This is a genomic window from Halosolutus halophilus, from assembly GCF_022869805.1.
Taxonomy (GTDB): Archaea; Halobacteriota; Halobacteria; order Halobacteriales; family Natrialbaceae; genus Halosolutus; species Halosolutus halophilus.
Genome location: NZ_CP094974.1, coordinates 652176 through 667093, shown reverse-complemented (window position 1 = coordinate 667093; position 14918 = coordinate 652176). Strand labels below are relative to the sequence as shown.

Below are 14918 nucleotides of genomic sequence, written 5' to 3'. Positions count from 1 at the left end.
CCCCCACTTCTACCTTACTATCACTAGATTCATCGTTTATAGTGTCACAACACCAAAAGCCATTTTGCTAGTCCAGATCCAACTGGCCATATGGAAGTTCACAATGATCGGATTCCGGACGAGCTTTTCTCAGAATTCATCACTCAAATGCCTGAAGTCTGTGTCGAAACCGTCGTCGAAAACGATGGCGAGATTCTCCTAGCAAAGCGGACAAATAAACCGGTACAGGGCGAATGGTTTTGGCCGGGAGGACGATTATACAAGGGAGAACGCTTTGAGGACGCCGCTCATCGGATCGCAACCGAAGAACTCGGTATCGATGTGAACATCTTAGATCAGATTGGAGTATACGCTCACTTCTGGGACACTAGTGCAGAGGAGAACAACCCTAGTAGACATACCGTCAACGTTGTCTATCATGTGAGCCCGATTGATGATTCTCCGTCAATTTCTCTCGATCAACAACATAGTGAGATACAATGGATTTCTGAAATCGAGGATGATCTACACGAATACGTGAAATTATATCTGAAGGACTCAAACCTTCTCTGACTGACCCAACAGCCTCTCAGTCGAGATACTCGAAGGCCAATATTTGGAACAACCTTGATTCTTGTCACTGTTCGGTAAAACCCCTGGATGAGACTGAAAGGAGCGACGACCTCGAGTCACAGCCCTCGAGAACGTTAGGCCTTTCTGGTTGTTCTTATATATAGAATGTCGATCGATTACTCTTTAGGCCGTTCGAGGTCGCTTGCAACCAGTTCACCATTTAGATAGGCAAGTCCCGTATCGGTAATTCTGTAGTAGCCGCGTTTCTCGTTGGTTTTCTCGAGCAACCCGGCGTCCGAGAGCACGTTCATGCGACGAGAGATTGTATTCTGGCTCCGCTCCAAGACACCGAGTTCCTCGACCAGATTGTACCACACGGCAGTCGGCGGGAGCGAAACCCGGTGGCCCGTGTCTGTCTCCAATTCCTGCAAGTACTCCAAAATCGCGTCGTCTGCCTCGTTCATCCACGATACATGGGCTCACATATCCCGGTGGTCGACTGTTCGGTGATTAACTACACAGGACCAGAAACCACTCAATTAGAAGTTTGAACTCACGGCAAATACCCCTCGGCGGGCTAAATGTAACTTTATCTTGCCCCTATTGTATCTGAATATTATACGTCGTAGTCGATCAGGTGGTTGGCGAGTTTGTCGATTCAATCGCACTCACCTCCTACTGGCGGTCTGTTATCGATAGAGAATGTCTCGGATATATTAATGTGGTATTCTCCAATCAATCGACTCTGAGCGTACTATCTCAACCTCATCCAGTGACGAAGCACACGTCGGACAGAAGTTAACGCATCTATTAGTGTTTACCTGCGTTGCGTTCCCACATGCTCGACAAAGTAGTTTGAATCCTGAGAGATTTCGATAGACCTTCCGCGATTTCGCCCGATGCTCATCTATGTCAATAAGTTCGTAATTTTCCAGTCGATTATCGAATGGGCAGCCGTTGAGATGGTGTACTTCCTTACTGGCGAGTTCCGAAACATCGTCTACAAGCAGTGTAGCATGCAACCGATGAAGCTGAACGCGAAACCGTTCTCCTTTGTGTTTTGTAGTGAGTTCTCTGTGGCCGTAAGGATCACAATGAATTGATGGCATTCGGCCGTTGTGAACCTGTGATGCGTGAACCGATTTTGCTCGGTGTGAATCGAAGCTACGGTTACACTGTGGACACTCAACACTCATTTTTCGAGTAAGTTATTCCGCAGGTAAAATCGCCCCCTGATAGCAGCTCGTTCATGGTGGACACCCCTCGGTCGCCGGGCTAAACGATTGAAGCGCGAGTTCGGTTAGACACAGTCGATATCGGCGAACCGTGGGTAGCGTAATCGTCCCAAGGCGCCCACCGACGAGGACCTCTGTCGCTCCGAGCGTTGGCGATGTTATCGAGTCCGGTACACAGCCGTGGCAGTACAGGCGCGAGACGGTCCATTCCGCGGACTCGGCACAGCGGTACGCGTACGCGAACGCGATATCGGTCTCGTGTAGTGGCGTGCCACAGCCGATACAGAAAGCGGCATCCGCGCGAGGGCCGACTGGGTGCCCCGTCAAAACCTGTTCCGGTGTCGCGATCACTGCCGGTCCGTTCCCGAGCGCAGTCGCCAGTTCGGTGAGCGATCGACAGAACTCGTCATTGGACATCATAATCACCTGCATAGTGTGTCGCGAAGCACGCGGGACGGGAGTGACCATGGCCGGTTGGGTCGTGACACCCGTCGTTTCCGCATGATTGGCGAACAATACGTATTTCACCGCTTCGAATTGTATCTCCCATTGCTTCTCAGCCTCGAGAAGCGCGGGCGGTGTCCCAGCACCGTCCAGTTTTACTTGGAATTCCCGGCTTCTCGTTTCGACATAGTACATCGACCCACTTAGTAGTTACATTGTAACTTATTTTGTAACAGTGTTTGTAATGAAGAGCTGAACTACCACCGAAATGTTTAGTGTTGCATGAGAGTAGCCAGCGCTAAGATGGTGAATGAGAATTTCGAACCCAACGACCGACAAGAAGCTATCCTTGACGTGCTAAAAGAAGGGCGGGAAGAGGGAATACCATGGGGTTATGCAAATCCGAAACGCCTCGAAGAAGAACTTGATACGCGACGTCAATACATCAATCGGGCACTGCAAGGACTTATCGACGCAGGCTGGATCGAAAAAGTAAATCGTGGACTTTATCGCTTTGTCAACGACCCAAGAGAAAACTGATACTTTATACTGGAACTCATTCACCAACCACCGACTGGCTGCTACTAATAGTCAAACTACGTCCAGACATCTATGGACGCCCAAGCGACCCACGGCGAGCCAGCCGACGCCCACCAGCGCGACGACCCCGGGGCGGCCGGCCACCGCGCGCGTCGGGTCGCCCGTGGCCAGCGCGCGGGCGGTGCCGAACAGACTGGTTCCCGTCTCGGCGGCCGCCCCCCGTCGCTCGCGGCGGGTCGGTCGACGAGTCGGAGCCGACGATCGGCCAGAACACACTCTCGACACTCGTCGAGCCACCCGGAGAGCGTGCGACAGCATCGGTCGCCAGATGTGAAAGGTAGCCGATTGCGAACGCGACGCCTAACGTGGGCTTCCCGTACCGTCGCGCGATCGCGAGGACGACGCCCGAGAACGGAACCGCGACGACCAGCGAATGAGTGAGCGCACGGCCGCTCGGGAGGAGCACCACCTGCCAGTTTGCGGCTTGTCGAGCAGATCCGGGAACGGTGAGGCGAATAGGACGACGAGAATGGCCCAGCCCACCGGCGTCGCCCCTTCGTGCTACCGCTCGTCACCCGCATTACCCAGAGACGCGACGGCGTACTCCCAGGAGACGTAGTGGGCGGTTCAATCCCGAGACAGCCCGGGACATCGCGTCTGGTCGCGCCGTGCGAGCGACCGCTACCGCCGCGGTACTGCCCGCCGGCCGCCGATCGAGCCCGTGCGTGGGCGGCGCGCGCCCCGTCCGTGAAGCCCGGACGGGGGCACCAGTCGGCCCGGCTTACCGCCCGGCGACGCCCATACAGGCGTAGCGCAGCGCGTCGAGCGCGTGGTCCTGTGCGACCGCTTTGCCGACGTGCGCTTCCTTGTAACCGAGGAACTCCCGGATCAGGTGCTGGCAGCGCGCAGAGACCAGCAGACCAACCGCGGATTCGTCGGCGTCGGGCGCCTCCTCGGGCGAGTCCTCGGTCTCGGGCCCGCTCGAGTGCGACCGAGCCCGGCTCAAGCGTGACCGATCGGGGTCAGGAAGCCCCACGAACGGTCGACGAGCCGTGCGCTTGCCGGGCGGTTGGGTCACCCCGAGGTTGCCGTCGGCCCCGAAGTGTTTGCGCACCCCCGCGATCCCGGCGTCGAGGGCCGTCGTCGCCTCTTCGGCGGCGTACCCGCCCGCCGGAGTGTGCCGACGTGAGCGGGGTCGTGCTCGCAGGAGACGCGGCCCGCAGGCCGGTCGCCGGCAGCGAACCCGGCGCGGCCGTCGTCGATGGGGGCCTCGGCCTCGTCGCACGCGTCGCGGACGCCCAGCTGGTCGCGCGGCGTTCGGCCGAACGCGAGCCGGACGACCGGATCCGTCCGGCCGGCGTCGGAGCCGTAGACCCGCCCGTTTGGCCCCACTAGTGGGCCACGTTGGGACGTGCCGCCGCCGCCCGATCGCCAGCCGGGCGTTCGTGCCCTCGTCCTCCGGTGGGCGCCACCTCACGACACGGTTCAGGTCGCGGCCCGCTCGGCATAGACTTTATCGGCGAGATCGTCGATCGAGCGTGGCGCTGTCTCGTCGTCGGTGGCCTCGCGCAGGGCGGCCTCCGCCCGCTCACGGAAGCCGGGATACGCCTCGAGGTCCTCCGACAAGGTTCGAACGAGCGGCGGCCCGTGCGGATGGAACGCCCCGAGCCACGTCTCTAGATCGACGCCCAGCACGTCGGTCGCGAGCCGGTCGTACGCCCGGTAGTAGATCGCACAGTCCGCGTAGCAGTCGGCGACCGTCTCTTCGCTGACCTGCAGCGGCACGGGCTCGGGCGGTTCCGCGTCGGTCAACAGCACCCAGAGGCGCTGTTGGCACCAGCGTTGGTGGACCCCCCGAAACCGAAGCCACACCCTCTGGAGGTCGTACAGCGCCTGCATCGCCTCGACGGTGGTCTGCCGGAAGCAGCGCTCGAACGCGGGATCCAGTCGGGGGGAGCTGCGGGTCGGACAGGTCTCGAACAGCCGCTCGAGTTGCGCCGGTTCGTCGGCGGCGGCCGCCTCGAGCGCGAGTTGGAGCCGCTCGGCGTGACGCAGGTCCGCGAGCTGCGGGCGCAACTCCTCGAGCCCGGATTCGACTTGGCGCTTCGTCATGGCGCTCGCTCGTCGAGGTCGGCCGCCCGGCGGAGGAGGTCGAGTTCCGTGGCCATCTCGTCGAGGTCCTCGTCTTTCAGGAGTTGGCGGTACTGCCCGACCAGGTAGCCCAGCGCGCGGATCCACTTGATCTGCAGTTCCTGTTCCTCGACGGTCTCGGCCTCGGTGGCCGCGATCCGCGTGTGGGTGGCCTCGATGGTGTCGGCGAGGAGCGCAAGGACGTCCTCGCGGTCGGTGCGTTCGGGAGAAGAGTTAGTCGATTCCATAGATGATGTGAGAGCTGCGGCCGACCCACCGGCATGGGCTCACGTGGCGACAGGGGGCGACCGTTGACGGCCGGCGGCACCTCATACGTGTAGGTTCGGGAGAAACCCTCTTTAATTTGCCGGGACCCAAAGTGAACGTGGTCGTGGGGATGGCCTACCTCTGCATATATCGGGGTAAGGAGGAAGTATACGACTATATCGAGATTTACTCCCCGACTTAACTATCGAACGCCGTGGCGAGATACGACGAGTCCGTGGCGTACGGTGCGATCGCGTCGCGGACCCACTGCGGGTCGAACGGCGTCTCGATCTGTTTCGCCCGGCCGTCACGCCCGCGGGACTCGAGCCACGTCTCGACGAGGCCCATCGTCTCGAGATCCGTGACGACCGTCTGGATGGTGCGCTCGCCGAGGCGCAGGGCGGCCGGGTAGGCGTCGGTCTGCAGGAGGGCGTGGATCTCGCGGGTCGTCACGGGCTGTTTGATCTCGCCGCCCCGATCCCGGCCCGTGATGGCCGTGAGGACGACGAAGTGGTTGGCCGGCAGGGCGAGCAGTTTCTCGATCGTGGCCTCGCGCTCGGTCGTCTCGAGGTTCGCGTCGATACACTCGCGGGTCACCCGGTCGAGGCCGCGCTCGGTGGCCGTCTCGCCGGCCTGCCGGAACAGGGTGAGCGCCTTCCGGGCGTCGCCCCAGCGCCGGGCGGCCTCCCGAATGCCGTACTGCTGGACGTCGGCCGGGAGCGCGCCGTCGCGGAACGCCCGCTCGAGGCGCGGCGCGAGCACCGCCTCGAGATCAGTAGCGTCGTAGGGCGGGAAGAACACGTGTTCGTCGCTCATCGCGCTCTCGACGCGGCTGTCCAGGCGGAGGTCGACCTCGAGCAACTCGTTGCTCAGGAGCCAGACCGAGAGATCGATTTCACGAGCCAGTTTCCCCTCGCCGCGGAGCAACCGGTAGAAGAAGTCGTTCGGATCGTAGTTCGTATCGTGGCGGACGTGGTCGATCTCGTCCAGCAGGAGGACGGTCCACGCGGGGTAGTCGGCGAGGGCGTCCCAGATGCCCGCGAAGACGCCGTCGAGGCCGGCGTAGGCTTTCTTCCGGTCGCCCGTCAGTTCGAAGTGGATCTCGTTGGCCGCCGAAAAGAGCGTCCGGCACTCCTTCAGGTTGACGTACTCGACGGCGAGTTCGTCGTGGCGGGCCACGAACTCCCCGCAGACACGTCGCGTCGTCAGCGTCTTGCCTGTCCCCGGCGGCCCGTAGATCGAGACCGTCGGCGGCAGGTAGTCCTCGTGGACGCCGTTCAACATCGTCGCCAACTCGTGTTCCTGCTCCTCGCGGGCGTGGATCTCGTCCGGATCGGCTAGCGGGTCGAGCACGCGCTTGTCGACGAAGACGCTGTCGTCCGGTGCCGTCGCGGCGAAGAGCTCGTCGTACTTGCTCATGCGATCGCGATTGCCAGCGGTAGTAGCGTGCCAGCAAAGAACGTATCGCATACGTGGTCGGACACTGGCCCCGGTTACGCCGTGCGTACTCAGCGCGTGACCTCCGTAGCGGTGTCGTGACGCCGAGTCGGGTTCCTCCGCCCTCCGTCGAACGGGGGTCGCCCCACCGAGCGACAACTCCGTAGCCACCTGCTCCGCCCCGCTCGTCGGCGACCCACGGGAGAAGCACGCCTGAACCCAGTCTAAGATCCCCTCACGCGAGCGCTCTGACCCGTCGGCTCCGTTCCGTCGCCGAGCGTCCTACGCCGCGAGGTCGGTGGATATATTCACATACTTTAAAAACCGAGTTGGTCGGAATTTTTGGTGTCCATGTTACAGTCACCCGCCTTATCGGCATCAGGAGCAGTCAGGTAGCCGTGTGATGTGAGACGCGAAAGCGTGCGAACGGATACAAGTGCGTATCCAGCCCATCCATCTGAACTACCACTTTCGAATACTGTATCTATATATTAAATATAGGGCGAAGTGGAGCCCGATCGACGCTCCACGGGGAGCCAGAACATAGTTCGACAGCCGATCGCCGGGACCCAGCTGGATCATGGTCCGATCAACGGCTCTGACTCGTCAGTTATCGCCAGTAGCGGTATTTTGCTGTCAATTTCGACACGAACCGATTCCACCGTCCACGGCGGCATGCAACGTGCCTACCAGTACGTGCTGGAAGGGGCCTCCGCGTACCCACAGCGGGACACACCGCCGCAGACGCCTGGTTCTCAGTGATTCAGCCCCCCGAGCACAAGCATCACTCTACCGGTAGGAGTTTCACCTTCGTCACACGAAACCCAGAAATCAAAACGCAATAAAATACTTCATTCTAACGATAGGATGGTGAATGTCCCAATTTAGATATTGTTTCGAACCCCACTGTGGACCTGGTCGATGACCCTCTCAGAGCGGGTGACCGCTATCACCGCTGTCGGAGAAGCACGGGTCGTGGTGGCAATCGCGGGGCTGGCAGACACAGCGAAACTCGGCGAGTGTGGTCACGGTCTCCCATTCGAAGAAAACGTCGTTGCGTATGACCCCGTCGCCGCGGAGAACATGAAGGAACGCTTTCCGGACCTCGAGTACGCCGGAAGTGCCGCCGACCCCCTTGCGGATGCCCACGCCGCCGTCGTCGTCACCGACTGGGACGAGTTCGCCGCCCTCGAGGACGAATTCCAGACCATGACGAATCCGGTCGTCGTCGACGGCCGGGGCATCGTCGAACCCACCGAGGATATCGACTACGAAGGCCGGACCTAGTAGGCTGCTGCCGCAGTCCGTCGGGCGTGCTCCGCACAGCAGATACGATGTATTTCTATCGGGTGTACGCCTCGTTAGCATCGATTGAGGTAGCCCGTGAGCGGGCGCGGGACGATCTTCGCGTCGTCGACAAGCGGTCCCCATTGAATTCGATGACGGGCAGTATGTAGCCGCATCGTTGACAGGGTAGTCCCAGAACCGTTGGGAAACAATTTAGACTCTGGCCTACAGTGATCAACGCGATGCAGTACCGACAACTCGGTAATACCGGGACGCGGGTCTCGGAACTCTGCCTTGGAACGTGGCGATTTGGGAAAGAAACGAACGGCGTCGTCGAAACGACTCGTGACGAAGCCCACGGGTTACTGGACGCGGCTTGGGAACACGGCATCAACTTCATCGATACGGCCAACGTCTACGGGACGCCGAACGGACGCAGTGAGGAGTTCATCGGCGAGTGGCTCACTGACCACGACCGTGAGGATTTCGTCATCGCGTCGAAGGTGTACTTCCCGTTCGATGAGGACAATCCCAACGGTCGTGGACTCTCCCGGAAACACGTTTTCGACCAAGTTGAAGGAACCCTGAACCGGCTTGACACCGAATACCTCGACATCTACTACCTCCACCGATGGGACGAACACACACCGATCGAAGAGACGCTCCGGGCGTTGCACCAGCTTGTCGAGGATGGCAAAGTGAATTACCTTGGCGTTTCGACCATGGCCGCGTGGCAGCTCACGAAGGCACAGCTAACTGCCGAACTCGAAGGATTAACGACGTTCGATGTTACACAACCCCTTCACCACGCGGGCTACTACGAGGACGTCAGCGACTATCTCGACGTCTGTGCTGACCAGGATCTTGCCGTCTGCAATTACTCCCCGCTCGCCGGTGGGTTCCTCACGGGCAAATACGAGCGCGCGGACCCGGACGATCCGGAGGCAGTCGTCGCGCCGGACGGTGCTCGCGGGAGCTTCGACGAAATGTTCGGTGACTGGTACGCATCTGAACGTGGGTGGAACGTTCTCGATCAGGTCCGTACTGTGGCCGACGAAGTAGACGCAACGCCGGCACAGGTAGCCCTCCGATGGCTAATGGACTGGGACGAGTTCACGTGCATTCCGATAATCGGCGCGCGGACACCCGAACAATTGACGGAAAACGTCGGTGCAACCGATATCACTATCAGCGAGGAGCAGTGGGACCGCATCATGGATGCGCGGTATCGATCGGACGGGACACTCCGGGGGCACTGAGTCGATTCACGCTATCGCGTCAGCTACTTCGTTTTAAAGAACGAAACTAATCCGTTGAGTGGAGACGAACTGACCGCGACAAAGGCTACGACTGGGAGCTACTCCACCACAAACTCCGTTCAGACGGGGCCAAACCCGTTATCAAGTACCGCGAATTCAGCTGGCACGGCATCGCCAACAATATCTTACTCGATGATACGACCCATCATCAACGGTCAAATATCGAATCGGCGTTTTTCGTGCTCCGCCGCAAATACGGTGAGATCGTTCGAGCGAGAGCCTGGTTCGGACAGTTCCGCGAACTCGTTCTCAAGTGTGCCGTCAGAAACATCGAACTAGCGCTTAGCGCCTCAAGCAGGTGATTCCAGGCGTCTAAACAAGGCCCAGTCCATGTGAAACTAAGACAGCTGATGATATCACTACAAATTAACCTCAATACTAAACGTATCGGCCCGGAAAATTTCGACCCAGAAAATCCGTTACCCTTCACGTGGATTAGCGTCGCGTCAAAAAGCCGGAAGAGTCATTGTGTCTTAGCATGATGGGCCTATCGTGCAACTTGTACGCTTTCACGCAGACGGACAGGACCGAATCGGGTATTTCGAAGACGACGTCGTCCGAGACGTCACGACGGCGTTTGACTCGTTTCGCGACGCCCTCTCGCGCCCCGGCGACGCCGCTGGCGCGGACGAAGAAACCTTCGAAGTCTCGGAGATTACCTACCTCCCACCGACGACCGAGCGAAACACCGTCTTCTGTGCCGCGCTCAACTACGAGGCCCACGCCGAGGAATCGGATATCGCGGTTCCGGAGTGGCCGCTCCTGTTTATGAAACTGCCACAGACACTCGTGGGACACGGGGAACCGATCTCGTATCACACGAGCGTTACCCAGGAGATCGACTACGAAGCCGAACTCGCGGCCGTCATCGGCGACTCGGCGCGTCACATCGATCCGGAGGACGCTCTCGACTACGTCGCCGGATATACGATTCTGAACGACACGTCGGCCAGAGACCTCCAGTTAGGGCTCCAAGTGGGCGACGACGACCTGATCGATTGGTTCTCCGGTAAGACGATGCGCGATACGACGCCGGCCGGTCCAACAGTCGTCATCGATGAGATCGACGACCCCCAATCTCTGGACATCGTTTCGCGCGTCAACGGCGATGTCCTCCAGGACGACAACACGGAGATGATGATCCGCTCCGTCGCGGAACTCGTCTCGTTCGCGTCGAGCCGCGTCGAACTCTCACCCGGTGATATCATCGCGACCGGAACCCCCGAAGGGGTCGGAACCTTCCAAGACATTAAACTCGAGGACGGCGACACCGTCGAAGTGGAAATCCAGGGAATCGGAACGCTGGAAAACACCGTCGAGGCCGTCGACGACTGATCGTCGCGCCGGCTGGTTCTCCGAGACACCTTGCGACGCGTTTTTTGCTCGAGCGTACCGATCGGTACGCCCGACGGACCTCTGTCACGCCGCTGTCGTCGCGGTCGCCGGGATCAACCCCGAACAGTTATCACTTCCGACCGGTATGCCGATTGGTATGGAAACGTTTGACGGATATCGCCGTCCGAGCGGTCGGATCGGCGTCCGAAACGTCGTCGCTGTCATTCCACTCTCGGTCGCGGTGAGCGCTATCGCGACGCAGATCTCGAAGAACCGATCCGAGCGCGTCTGTGCGACGCCGCATCAACTGGCGGCGGATGCGCCGGAAGCTACCCTCGCGCAAACGAAGCGCGTGCTCGAAGGGACGGCGACGAATCCCAACGTGGCCGGCGTGCTCGTCATCGAATTAGGAACCGAGCGAATCGACGCAGACGAACTCGCGGATGCTGTCGCTGCCACCGGACGCCCCGTGAAGACGCTCTCGGTGCGTGAAACCGGCGGTACAGAAGCCGCCGTCGAGGCCGGTCTGGAAGCGATCGATCGTCTTGTCGAGGAAACCGACGGCGCACGCCGGGAATCGGCCGACGTTTCGGAACTCGTGCTCGGCGTGGAGTGCGGGGGCAGCGATGCGACGAGCGGGCTCGCGTCGAATCCCGCCGTCGGGAACGCCTGCGATCGGCTCATCGAAGCCGGTGGGACGGCATCGTTCAGCGAGACGCCGGAGTTTATCGGCGCCGAACACGTCCTCGCCGAACGTTGCGCCGACGACGAGGTACGCCAGAAGCTCCTCGACTACGTCGAGCGACGCGAGTCGATGGCCGAGATGATGGGGACGGACCTCCGCGGTGCGCAGCCGTCGCCCGGCAACCAGGAGGGCGGCCTGACGACGATCGAGGAGAAGAGTCTCGGGGCCATCTCGAAGGGCGGCACGAAGCCGATTCGCGACATCGTGCCCTACGGCGAGGCGCTTCCCGTCGGTGGGGGACTCGTGCTTATGGACACGCCCGGCTACGACATCGAGAGCGTCGTCGGCAAAGTCGCCGGCGGGGCGCAGGTGATTGTGTTCACGACCGGGCGCGGCAGCACGACCGGCAATCCGATCGCGCCCGTGATCAAGGTTTGCGGGAATCCCCAGACCTGGAACCGGATGGCCTCCAACATGGACGTCAACGCGAGCACCGTCATCGAGGGCGACGACCTCGAAGCCGTCGGGGGCAGGATCTTCGACACGATCGTCGAAACGGCGGACGGGCGGCCGACCAACGCGGAGGTACACGGGCTCCGCGAGTTCGCCATCAACGAAGTGCAGCCGAACGAACTGGGATACTTCGAAAACGCGCTATGACGAGGCACCAATCCATTCAACTCGACGAGTCGGACACGGTCGTAACGGTTCTCGAAGACACAACCGCGGGAAACACGGTCGAGACGAACCGGGGTGACGTGGAACTGGTCGAATCGGTCGCGTTCGGCCACAAGGTAGCGATCGACGACCTCGCTCCCGGGGACGAAATTCGAAAGTACGGCGAGGTCATCGGCGTCGCGACCGAGCGGATCGTGCAAGGCGAGTGGGTTCACGTCCACAACTGCGACAGCGTTCGCGGAAAGGCGGAGGGCCGTCAATGAGCCGAAGCCAGCCAGCCGCCGATGGGAGCACCGCGACCGCACCCGGTGTCAGAGACGTGGTGCTCGTCCTTCCGTCGGTCATCTGCTCGCACACGGTCGCGGAGCGCATCGCCGACCGCGTCGACGGCTGCGTCGCCACGCCGCACGATCACGGCTGTGCGCAGATCGGGAGGGACAACGACCGGACGAAGCAGACGCTGATCGCGATGGGCGCACACCCCAACGTCGTCGGTGCGGTCGTCGTCGGCCTCGGCTGCGAGCACGTCCAGAGCGACGTGGTGGCCGAGGAGCTCGCGGATCGGGGCGTCCCCGTTCGCGAACTCACCATCCAGGGCGTCGGCGGCACGGAAGCCTGCGTCGAACGCGGCGTCGAGCTGGCGACCGAACTCAGAAAGCGTTCGGCGTCCACGCCGACCGACCTCGACCTCGACGACCGCACCGTCGGAATCGTGAGCACGGACCTCGACGACCCAACCGTCGACACGGCGGATCCGCTCGTCGGGGACTTCGCAGATCGAGTCGTGGCGGCCGGGGGAACGGTCGCAGTCGCCGGAATCGAACGGGTCAATGCGCACCCGGACGCGGCGAACGAGCGGAACGGCCTCGATATCGAGGGGGTGCTCGCGAACGCGCAAGGCGGACCGCCACGGGCACCACGCGTTCGCCGCCAGGCTGGCGAGCGCTCGTTCGACGAGGCGACGCGAGCGTGGGGGAACGCACCCATCGACGAGATCGTCGCGTACGGCGAGTCCCCGGAGCCGAGTACCGACGTTGCGCTCGTCGATTCGTCGTCTCGATTCGAGGAGGCGGCGACCGCGCTCGTCGCTGCCGGCGCAGAGCTGATCGTCCACGTGACCGGCGACGGCATCCCGAGCGGCCACCCGATCGCGCCGGTTATCAAAGTGAGCGCGACGCCGAGTACGCTGGACGCCGTCGGCGCGGATATCGACGTGGATGCGAGGACGACCGACGTCGATGGGCTCGTCGAGCAGGTCCGGTCCGTAGCGACGGGAGCGCCGTGTCGGGCCGAGCGTCACGGCGTCACGTCGTTCGCCATCGAGCGGGCCGGCCCGTCGATGTGACCGATCGAGCTCCTATCTACCCGATCCCGGTCGAAGCGTGAAGCCGGTCGACCGAATCGATGCCGGTCGTGACGCGGTACCGACCGATCGAATCAGGATCGACTCCCGATCCCGATCGTCCGGCCGCGGAACCGCCCTCAGTAATTATCGTAGACCGTCTTCGAGATCGTGAAGAAGTCCAGTCCCGCGTCGCCTTGCTCCCTATACGTCTCGCTCGAGGACGCTTTCATCCCGCCGAACGGGACGTGCAGTTCGAGCCCGGTCGTCTTTTCGTTGATCTTGACGACGCCGGCCTCGATCTCGTCGACGAAGCGGTTGGCCTCGCGGTGATCGTTCGTGACGATGCTCGCGGAGAGACCGTACTCGACGTCGTTGGCGACCGCAACCGCTTCGTCGAAATCGGAAACGGGGATGACGGCGAGTACCGGCCCGAATATCTCCTCCTGCGCGATTCGCATCTCCGACGATACGTCGGAGAAGATGGTCGGCTCGACGAAGTAGCCCTCTCCGGCGTCGGCTCGCTCGCCGCCGGTTTCGAGCGTCGCGCCCTCCCTACGGCCGGCGTCGACGTAGTCGAGCGTGCCCTCGAGTTCCGACTCGCTGACGTGGGGCCCCATGTCGGCGCCCTCGAGTCCGTCGCCGATCGAGAGCCCCTCGCCGTACGAGACGACGCCCTCGACGAACTCGTCGTAGACGTCCTCGTGGACGATCGCGCGCGAGGTCGCGGTACACGCCTGGCCCGTGACGCCGAAGGCACCTGTCGCAGCGATCTCCACCGCCTCGTCGACGTCGGCGCTCGGCATCACGATCGCCGGATTCTTGCCACCCAGCTCGAGCTGAACGCGCTTTTGGTCCGGCGCGGCTTGCCCGTAGACGGTGTTTCCGACCTTCGTGCTCCCGGTGAACGACACCGCGTCCACCGCCTCGTGGGTGACGAACGTCGAGCCGACGCTGCTGCCCGGCCCGGTGACCAGGTTGACCACGCCGTCGGGGAGCCCAGCCGACTCGAGGGCCTCGACGATTCCGATCGCGACAGCCGGGGCGAGCGAGGCGGGTTTGGTGACGACCGCGTTCCCCGCCGCGAGCGCCGGCGCGAGCTTCCACGCCGGAATCGCGATGGGATAGTTCCACGGCGTGATGAGCGCGGCCACCCCGACCGGTTCGTTCACCGTGTACAGCCGCGAATCGCGCCCGCTGGGCGCCTTGACCGTTCCGCCGACGTCCGCGGCCTTCGCGCCGTAGTACGCGAAGATGTCGATCGCCCGTTGTACTTCTCCGCTCGCTTCGGGCTTCGTCTTGCCCTCCTCGCGAACGAGCGTCTCGGTCAGCTCGTCCGCGCGATCGGAGAGAATCGACGCCGTCTCCGTGAGAATCTTTCCACGGGCCGGCCCCGGCGTGTTCGCCCACTCGGGTGCAGCCGCCGCCGCGGCCTCGACGGCAGCTTCGGCGTCTGCTTCCGACGATTGCTGATACACGCCGACCGTCTCGCCGGGGTGTGCCGGATTCGACGTCTCGAAGACGTTGCCCGTTCGTGATTCCGTCCACTTGCCGTCAACGTAGTTGGAGTACTCTGTCGGCATCCGATCACCTATTTGCCCTCCTTACATACACTTCTTCCGGTCAGTACAACAGTTGTACGGAACGTTATTATAGGGTGGCGATAA

At 61.7% G+C, this 14918-nt stretch carries 16 protein-coding genes and 2 pseudogenes; 10 read left to right on the top strand and 8 right to left on the bottom strand.

The genetic code is table 11. The features are described from left to right. The first annotated feature begins 90 nt into the window (after window positions 1–90). On the top strand, window positions 91–552 hold the full coding sequence (locus MUG98_RS03350; RefSeq protein WP_265110761.1) for an NUDIX domain-containing protein: 462 nt from the start codon (window positions 91–93) through the stop codon (window positions 550–552). 176 nt (window positions 553–728) lie between these two features. Here MUG98_RS03350 and MUG98_RS03345 read toward each other — a convergent pair whose 3' ends face one another. After that, window positions 729–1016 carry a transcriptional regulator gene (locus MUG98_RS03345; RefSeq protein ID WP_265110760.1) on the bottom strand — a complete coding sequence of 96 codons (288 nt, stop codon included), beginning with the start codon at window positions 1014–1016 and terminating at the stop codon, window positions 729–731. A gap of 783 nt (window positions 1017–1799) precedes the next feature. Next, a complete protein-coding gene (locus MUG98_RS25630) occupies window positions 1800–2204 on the bottom strand; it encodes a DUF8112 family protein (RefSeq protein ID WP_486606259.1) in 405 nt (134 codons plus the stop codon). Between the two features lie 309 nt (window positions 2205–2513). On the opposite strand from MUG98_RS25630, the gene MUG98_RS03340 reads away from it, so the two are divergent. After that, window positions 2514–2771, top strand: a complete 258-nt coding sequence (locus tag MUG98_RS03340) for a helix-turn-helix domain-containing protein (protein ID WP_265110759.1) — start codon at window positions 2514–2516, stop codon at window positions 2769–2771. 70 nt (window positions 2772–2841) lie between these two features. Here the strand turns inward: MUG98_RS03340 and MUG98_RS25495 are convergent, their stop codons facing one another. After that, a complete protein-coding gene (locus MUG98_RS25495) occupies window positions 2842–3237 on the bottom strand; it encodes a metal-dependent hydrolase (protein ID WP_425601077.1) in 396 nt (131 codons plus the stop codon). A 315-nt stretch (window positions 3238–3552) separates the two neighbouring features. Further along, the gene (locus MUG98_RS03335; RefSeq protein WP_265110758.1) at window positions 3553–3777 is read right to left on the bottom strand and encodes a hypothetical protein; all 225 of its coding nucleotides are present in this window, start codon (window positions 3775–3777) and stop codon (window positions 3553–3555) included. Window positions 3778–3956: 179 nt separating this feature from the next. On the opposite strand from MUG98_RS03335, the gene MUG98_RS03330 reads away from it, so the two are divergent. After that, on the top strand, window positions 3957–4166 hold the full coding sequence (locus tag MUG98_RS03330; protein ID WP_265110757.1) for a hypothetical protein: 210 nt from the start codon (window positions 3957–3959) through the stop codon (window positions 4164–4166). A gap of 90 nt (window positions 4167–4256) precedes the next feature. On the opposite strand, the gene MUG98_RS03325 is transcribed toward MUG98_RS03330, so the two are convergent. The 3 genes from MUG98_RS03325 to MUG98_RS03315 all read right to left on the bottom strand — a co-directional run bounded on the left by MUG98_RS03325 (window position 4257) and on the right by MUG98_RS03315 (window position 6587). Next, window positions 4257–4883: a hypothetical protein gene (locus MUG98_RS03325; RefSeq protein ID WP_265110756.1), complete on the bottom strand. Its 627-nt coding sequence runs from the start codon at window positions 4881–4883 to the stop codon at window positions 4257–4259. Continuing rightward, a complete protein-coding gene (locus MUG98_RS03320) occupies window positions 4880–5149 on the bottom strand; it encodes a DUF8136 domain-containing protein (RefSeq protein WP_265110755.1) in 270 nt (89 codons plus the stop codon). Before MUG98_RS03320 ends, MUG98_RS03325 begins: the two co-directional genes overlap by 4 nt. A 217-nt stretch (window positions 5150–5366) precedes the next feature. Then, complete coding sequence (locus MUG98_RS03315; protein WP_265112541.1) at window positions 5367–6587, bottom strand: Cdc6/Cdc18 family protein; 1221 nt, start codon at window positions 6585–6587, stop codon at window positions 5367–5369. A gap of 1068 nt (window positions 6588–7655) precedes the next feature. On the opposite strand from MUG98_RS03315, the pseudogene MUG98_RS25355 reads away from it, so the two are divergent. The 7 genes and pseudogenes from MUG98_RS25355 to MUG98_RS03280 form a co-directional block, all read left to right on the top strand. Then, window positions 7656–7892, top strand: a pseudogene (locus tag MUG98_RS25355) (UDP binding domain-containing protein); the annotation flags it as partial. A gap of 242 nt (window positions 7893–8134) precedes the next feature. Continuing rightward, a complete protein-coding gene (locus tag MUG98_RS03305; RefSeq protein ID WP_265110754.1) occupies window positions 8135–9151 on the top strand; it encodes an aldo/keto reductase in 1017 nt (338 codons plus the stop codon). Window positions 9152–9228: 77 nt separating this feature from the next. Then, window positions 9229–9513: pseudogene (locus MUG98_RS03300) on the top strand (IS5/IS1182 family transposase); the annotation flags it as partial. Window positions 9514–9703: 190 nt separating this feature from the next. After that, window positions 9704–10546: a fumarylacetoacetate hydrolase family protein gene (locus tag MUG98_RS03295; RefSeq protein ID WP_265110753.1), complete on the top strand. Its 843-nt coding sequence runs from the start codon at window positions 9704–9706 to the stop codon at window positions 10544–10546. Window positions 10547–10703: 157 nt separating this feature from the next. Then, entirely contained in the window at window positions 10704–11891 is a 1188-nt protein-coding gene (locus tag MUG98_RS03290) for a UxaA family hydrolase (protein ID WP_265110752.1), read from the top strand. Beyond that, window positions 11888–12172 (top strand): UxaA family hydrolase, encoded by a 285-nt coding sequence (locus MUG98_RS03285; protein ID WP_265110751.1) that lies wholly within the window; start codon window positions 11888–11890, stop codon window positions 12170–12172. Before MUG98_RS03290 ends, MUG98_RS03285 begins: the two co-directional genes overlap by 4 nt. Further along, window positions 12169–13254 carry a UxaA family hydrolase gene (locus MUG98_RS03280; protein ID WP_265110750.1) on the top strand — a complete coding sequence of 362 codons (1086 nt, stop codon included), beginning with the start codon at window positions 12169–12171 and terminating at the stop codon, window positions 13252–13254. Before MUG98_RS03285 ends, MUG98_RS03280 begins: the two co-directional genes overlap by 4 nt. 137 nt (window positions 13255–13391) lie before the next feature. Here the strand turns inward: MUG98_RS03280 and xacF are convergent, their stop codons facing one another. After that, the gene (gene xacF, locus MUG98_RS03275) at window positions 13392–14834 is read right to left on the bottom strand and encodes a 2,5-dioxovalerate dehydrogenase (RefSeq protein WP_265110749.1); all 1443 of its coding nucleotides are present in this window, start codon (window positions 14832–14834) and stop codon (window positions 13392–13394) included. Window positions 14835–14918: the final 84 nt, after the last annotated feature.

What these genes read in the sequence shown, in the direction of transcription:
- MUG98_RS03350 (WP_265110761.1), top strand. Translation starts at nt 91, where the DNA reads ATGGAAGTTCACAATGATCGGATTCCGGACGAGCTTTTCTCAGAATTC.
- MUG98_RS03345 (WP_265110760.1), bottom strand. Translation starts at nt 1,016, where the DNA reads ATGAACGAGGCAGACGACGCGATTTTGGAGTACTTGCAGGAATTGGAG.
- MUG98_RS25630 (WP_486606259.1), bottom strand. Translation starts at nt 2,204, where the DNA reads ATGTCCAATGACGAGTTCTGTCGATCGCTCACCGAACTGGCGACTGCG.
- MUG98_RS03340 (WP_265110759.1), top strand. Translation starts at nt 2,514, where the DNA reads ATGAGAGTAGCCAGCGCTAAGATGGTGAATGAGAATTTCGAACCCAAC.
- MUG98_RS03325 (WP_265110756.1), bottom strand. Translation starts at nt 4,883, where the DNA reads ATGACGAAGCGCCAAGTCGAATCCGGGCTCGAGGAGTTGCGCCCGCAG.
- MUG98_RS03320 (WP_265110755.1), bottom strand. Translation starts at nt 5,149, where the DNA reads ATGGAATCGACTAACTCTTCTCCCGAACGCACCGACCGCGAGGACGTC.
- MUG98_RS03315 (WP_265112541.1), bottom strand. Translation starts at nt 6,587, where the DNA reads ATGAGCAAGTACGACGAGCTCTTCGCCGCGACGGCACCGGACGACAGC.
- MUG98_RS03305 (WP_265110754.1), top strand. Translation starts at nt 8,135, where the DNA reads ATGCAGTACCGACAACTCGGTAATACCGGGACGCGGGTCTCGGAACTC.
- MUG98_RS03290 (WP_265110752.1), top strand. Translation starts at nt 10,704, where the DNA reads ATGGAAACGTTTGACGGATATCGCCGTCCGAGCGGTCGGATCGGCGTC.
- MUG98_RS03285 (WP_265110751.1), top strand. Translation starts at nt 11,888, where the DNA reads ATGACGAGGCACCAATCCATTCAACTCGACGAGTCGGACACGGTCGTA.
- MUG98_RS03280 (WP_265110750.1), top strand. Translation starts at nt 12,169, where the DNA reads ATGAGCCGAAGCCAGCCAGCCGCCGATGGGAGCACCGCGACCGCACCC.
- xacF (WP_265110749.1), bottom strand. Translation starts at nt 14,834, where the DNA reads ATGCCGACAGAGTACTCCAACTACGTTGACGGCAAGTGGACGGAATCA.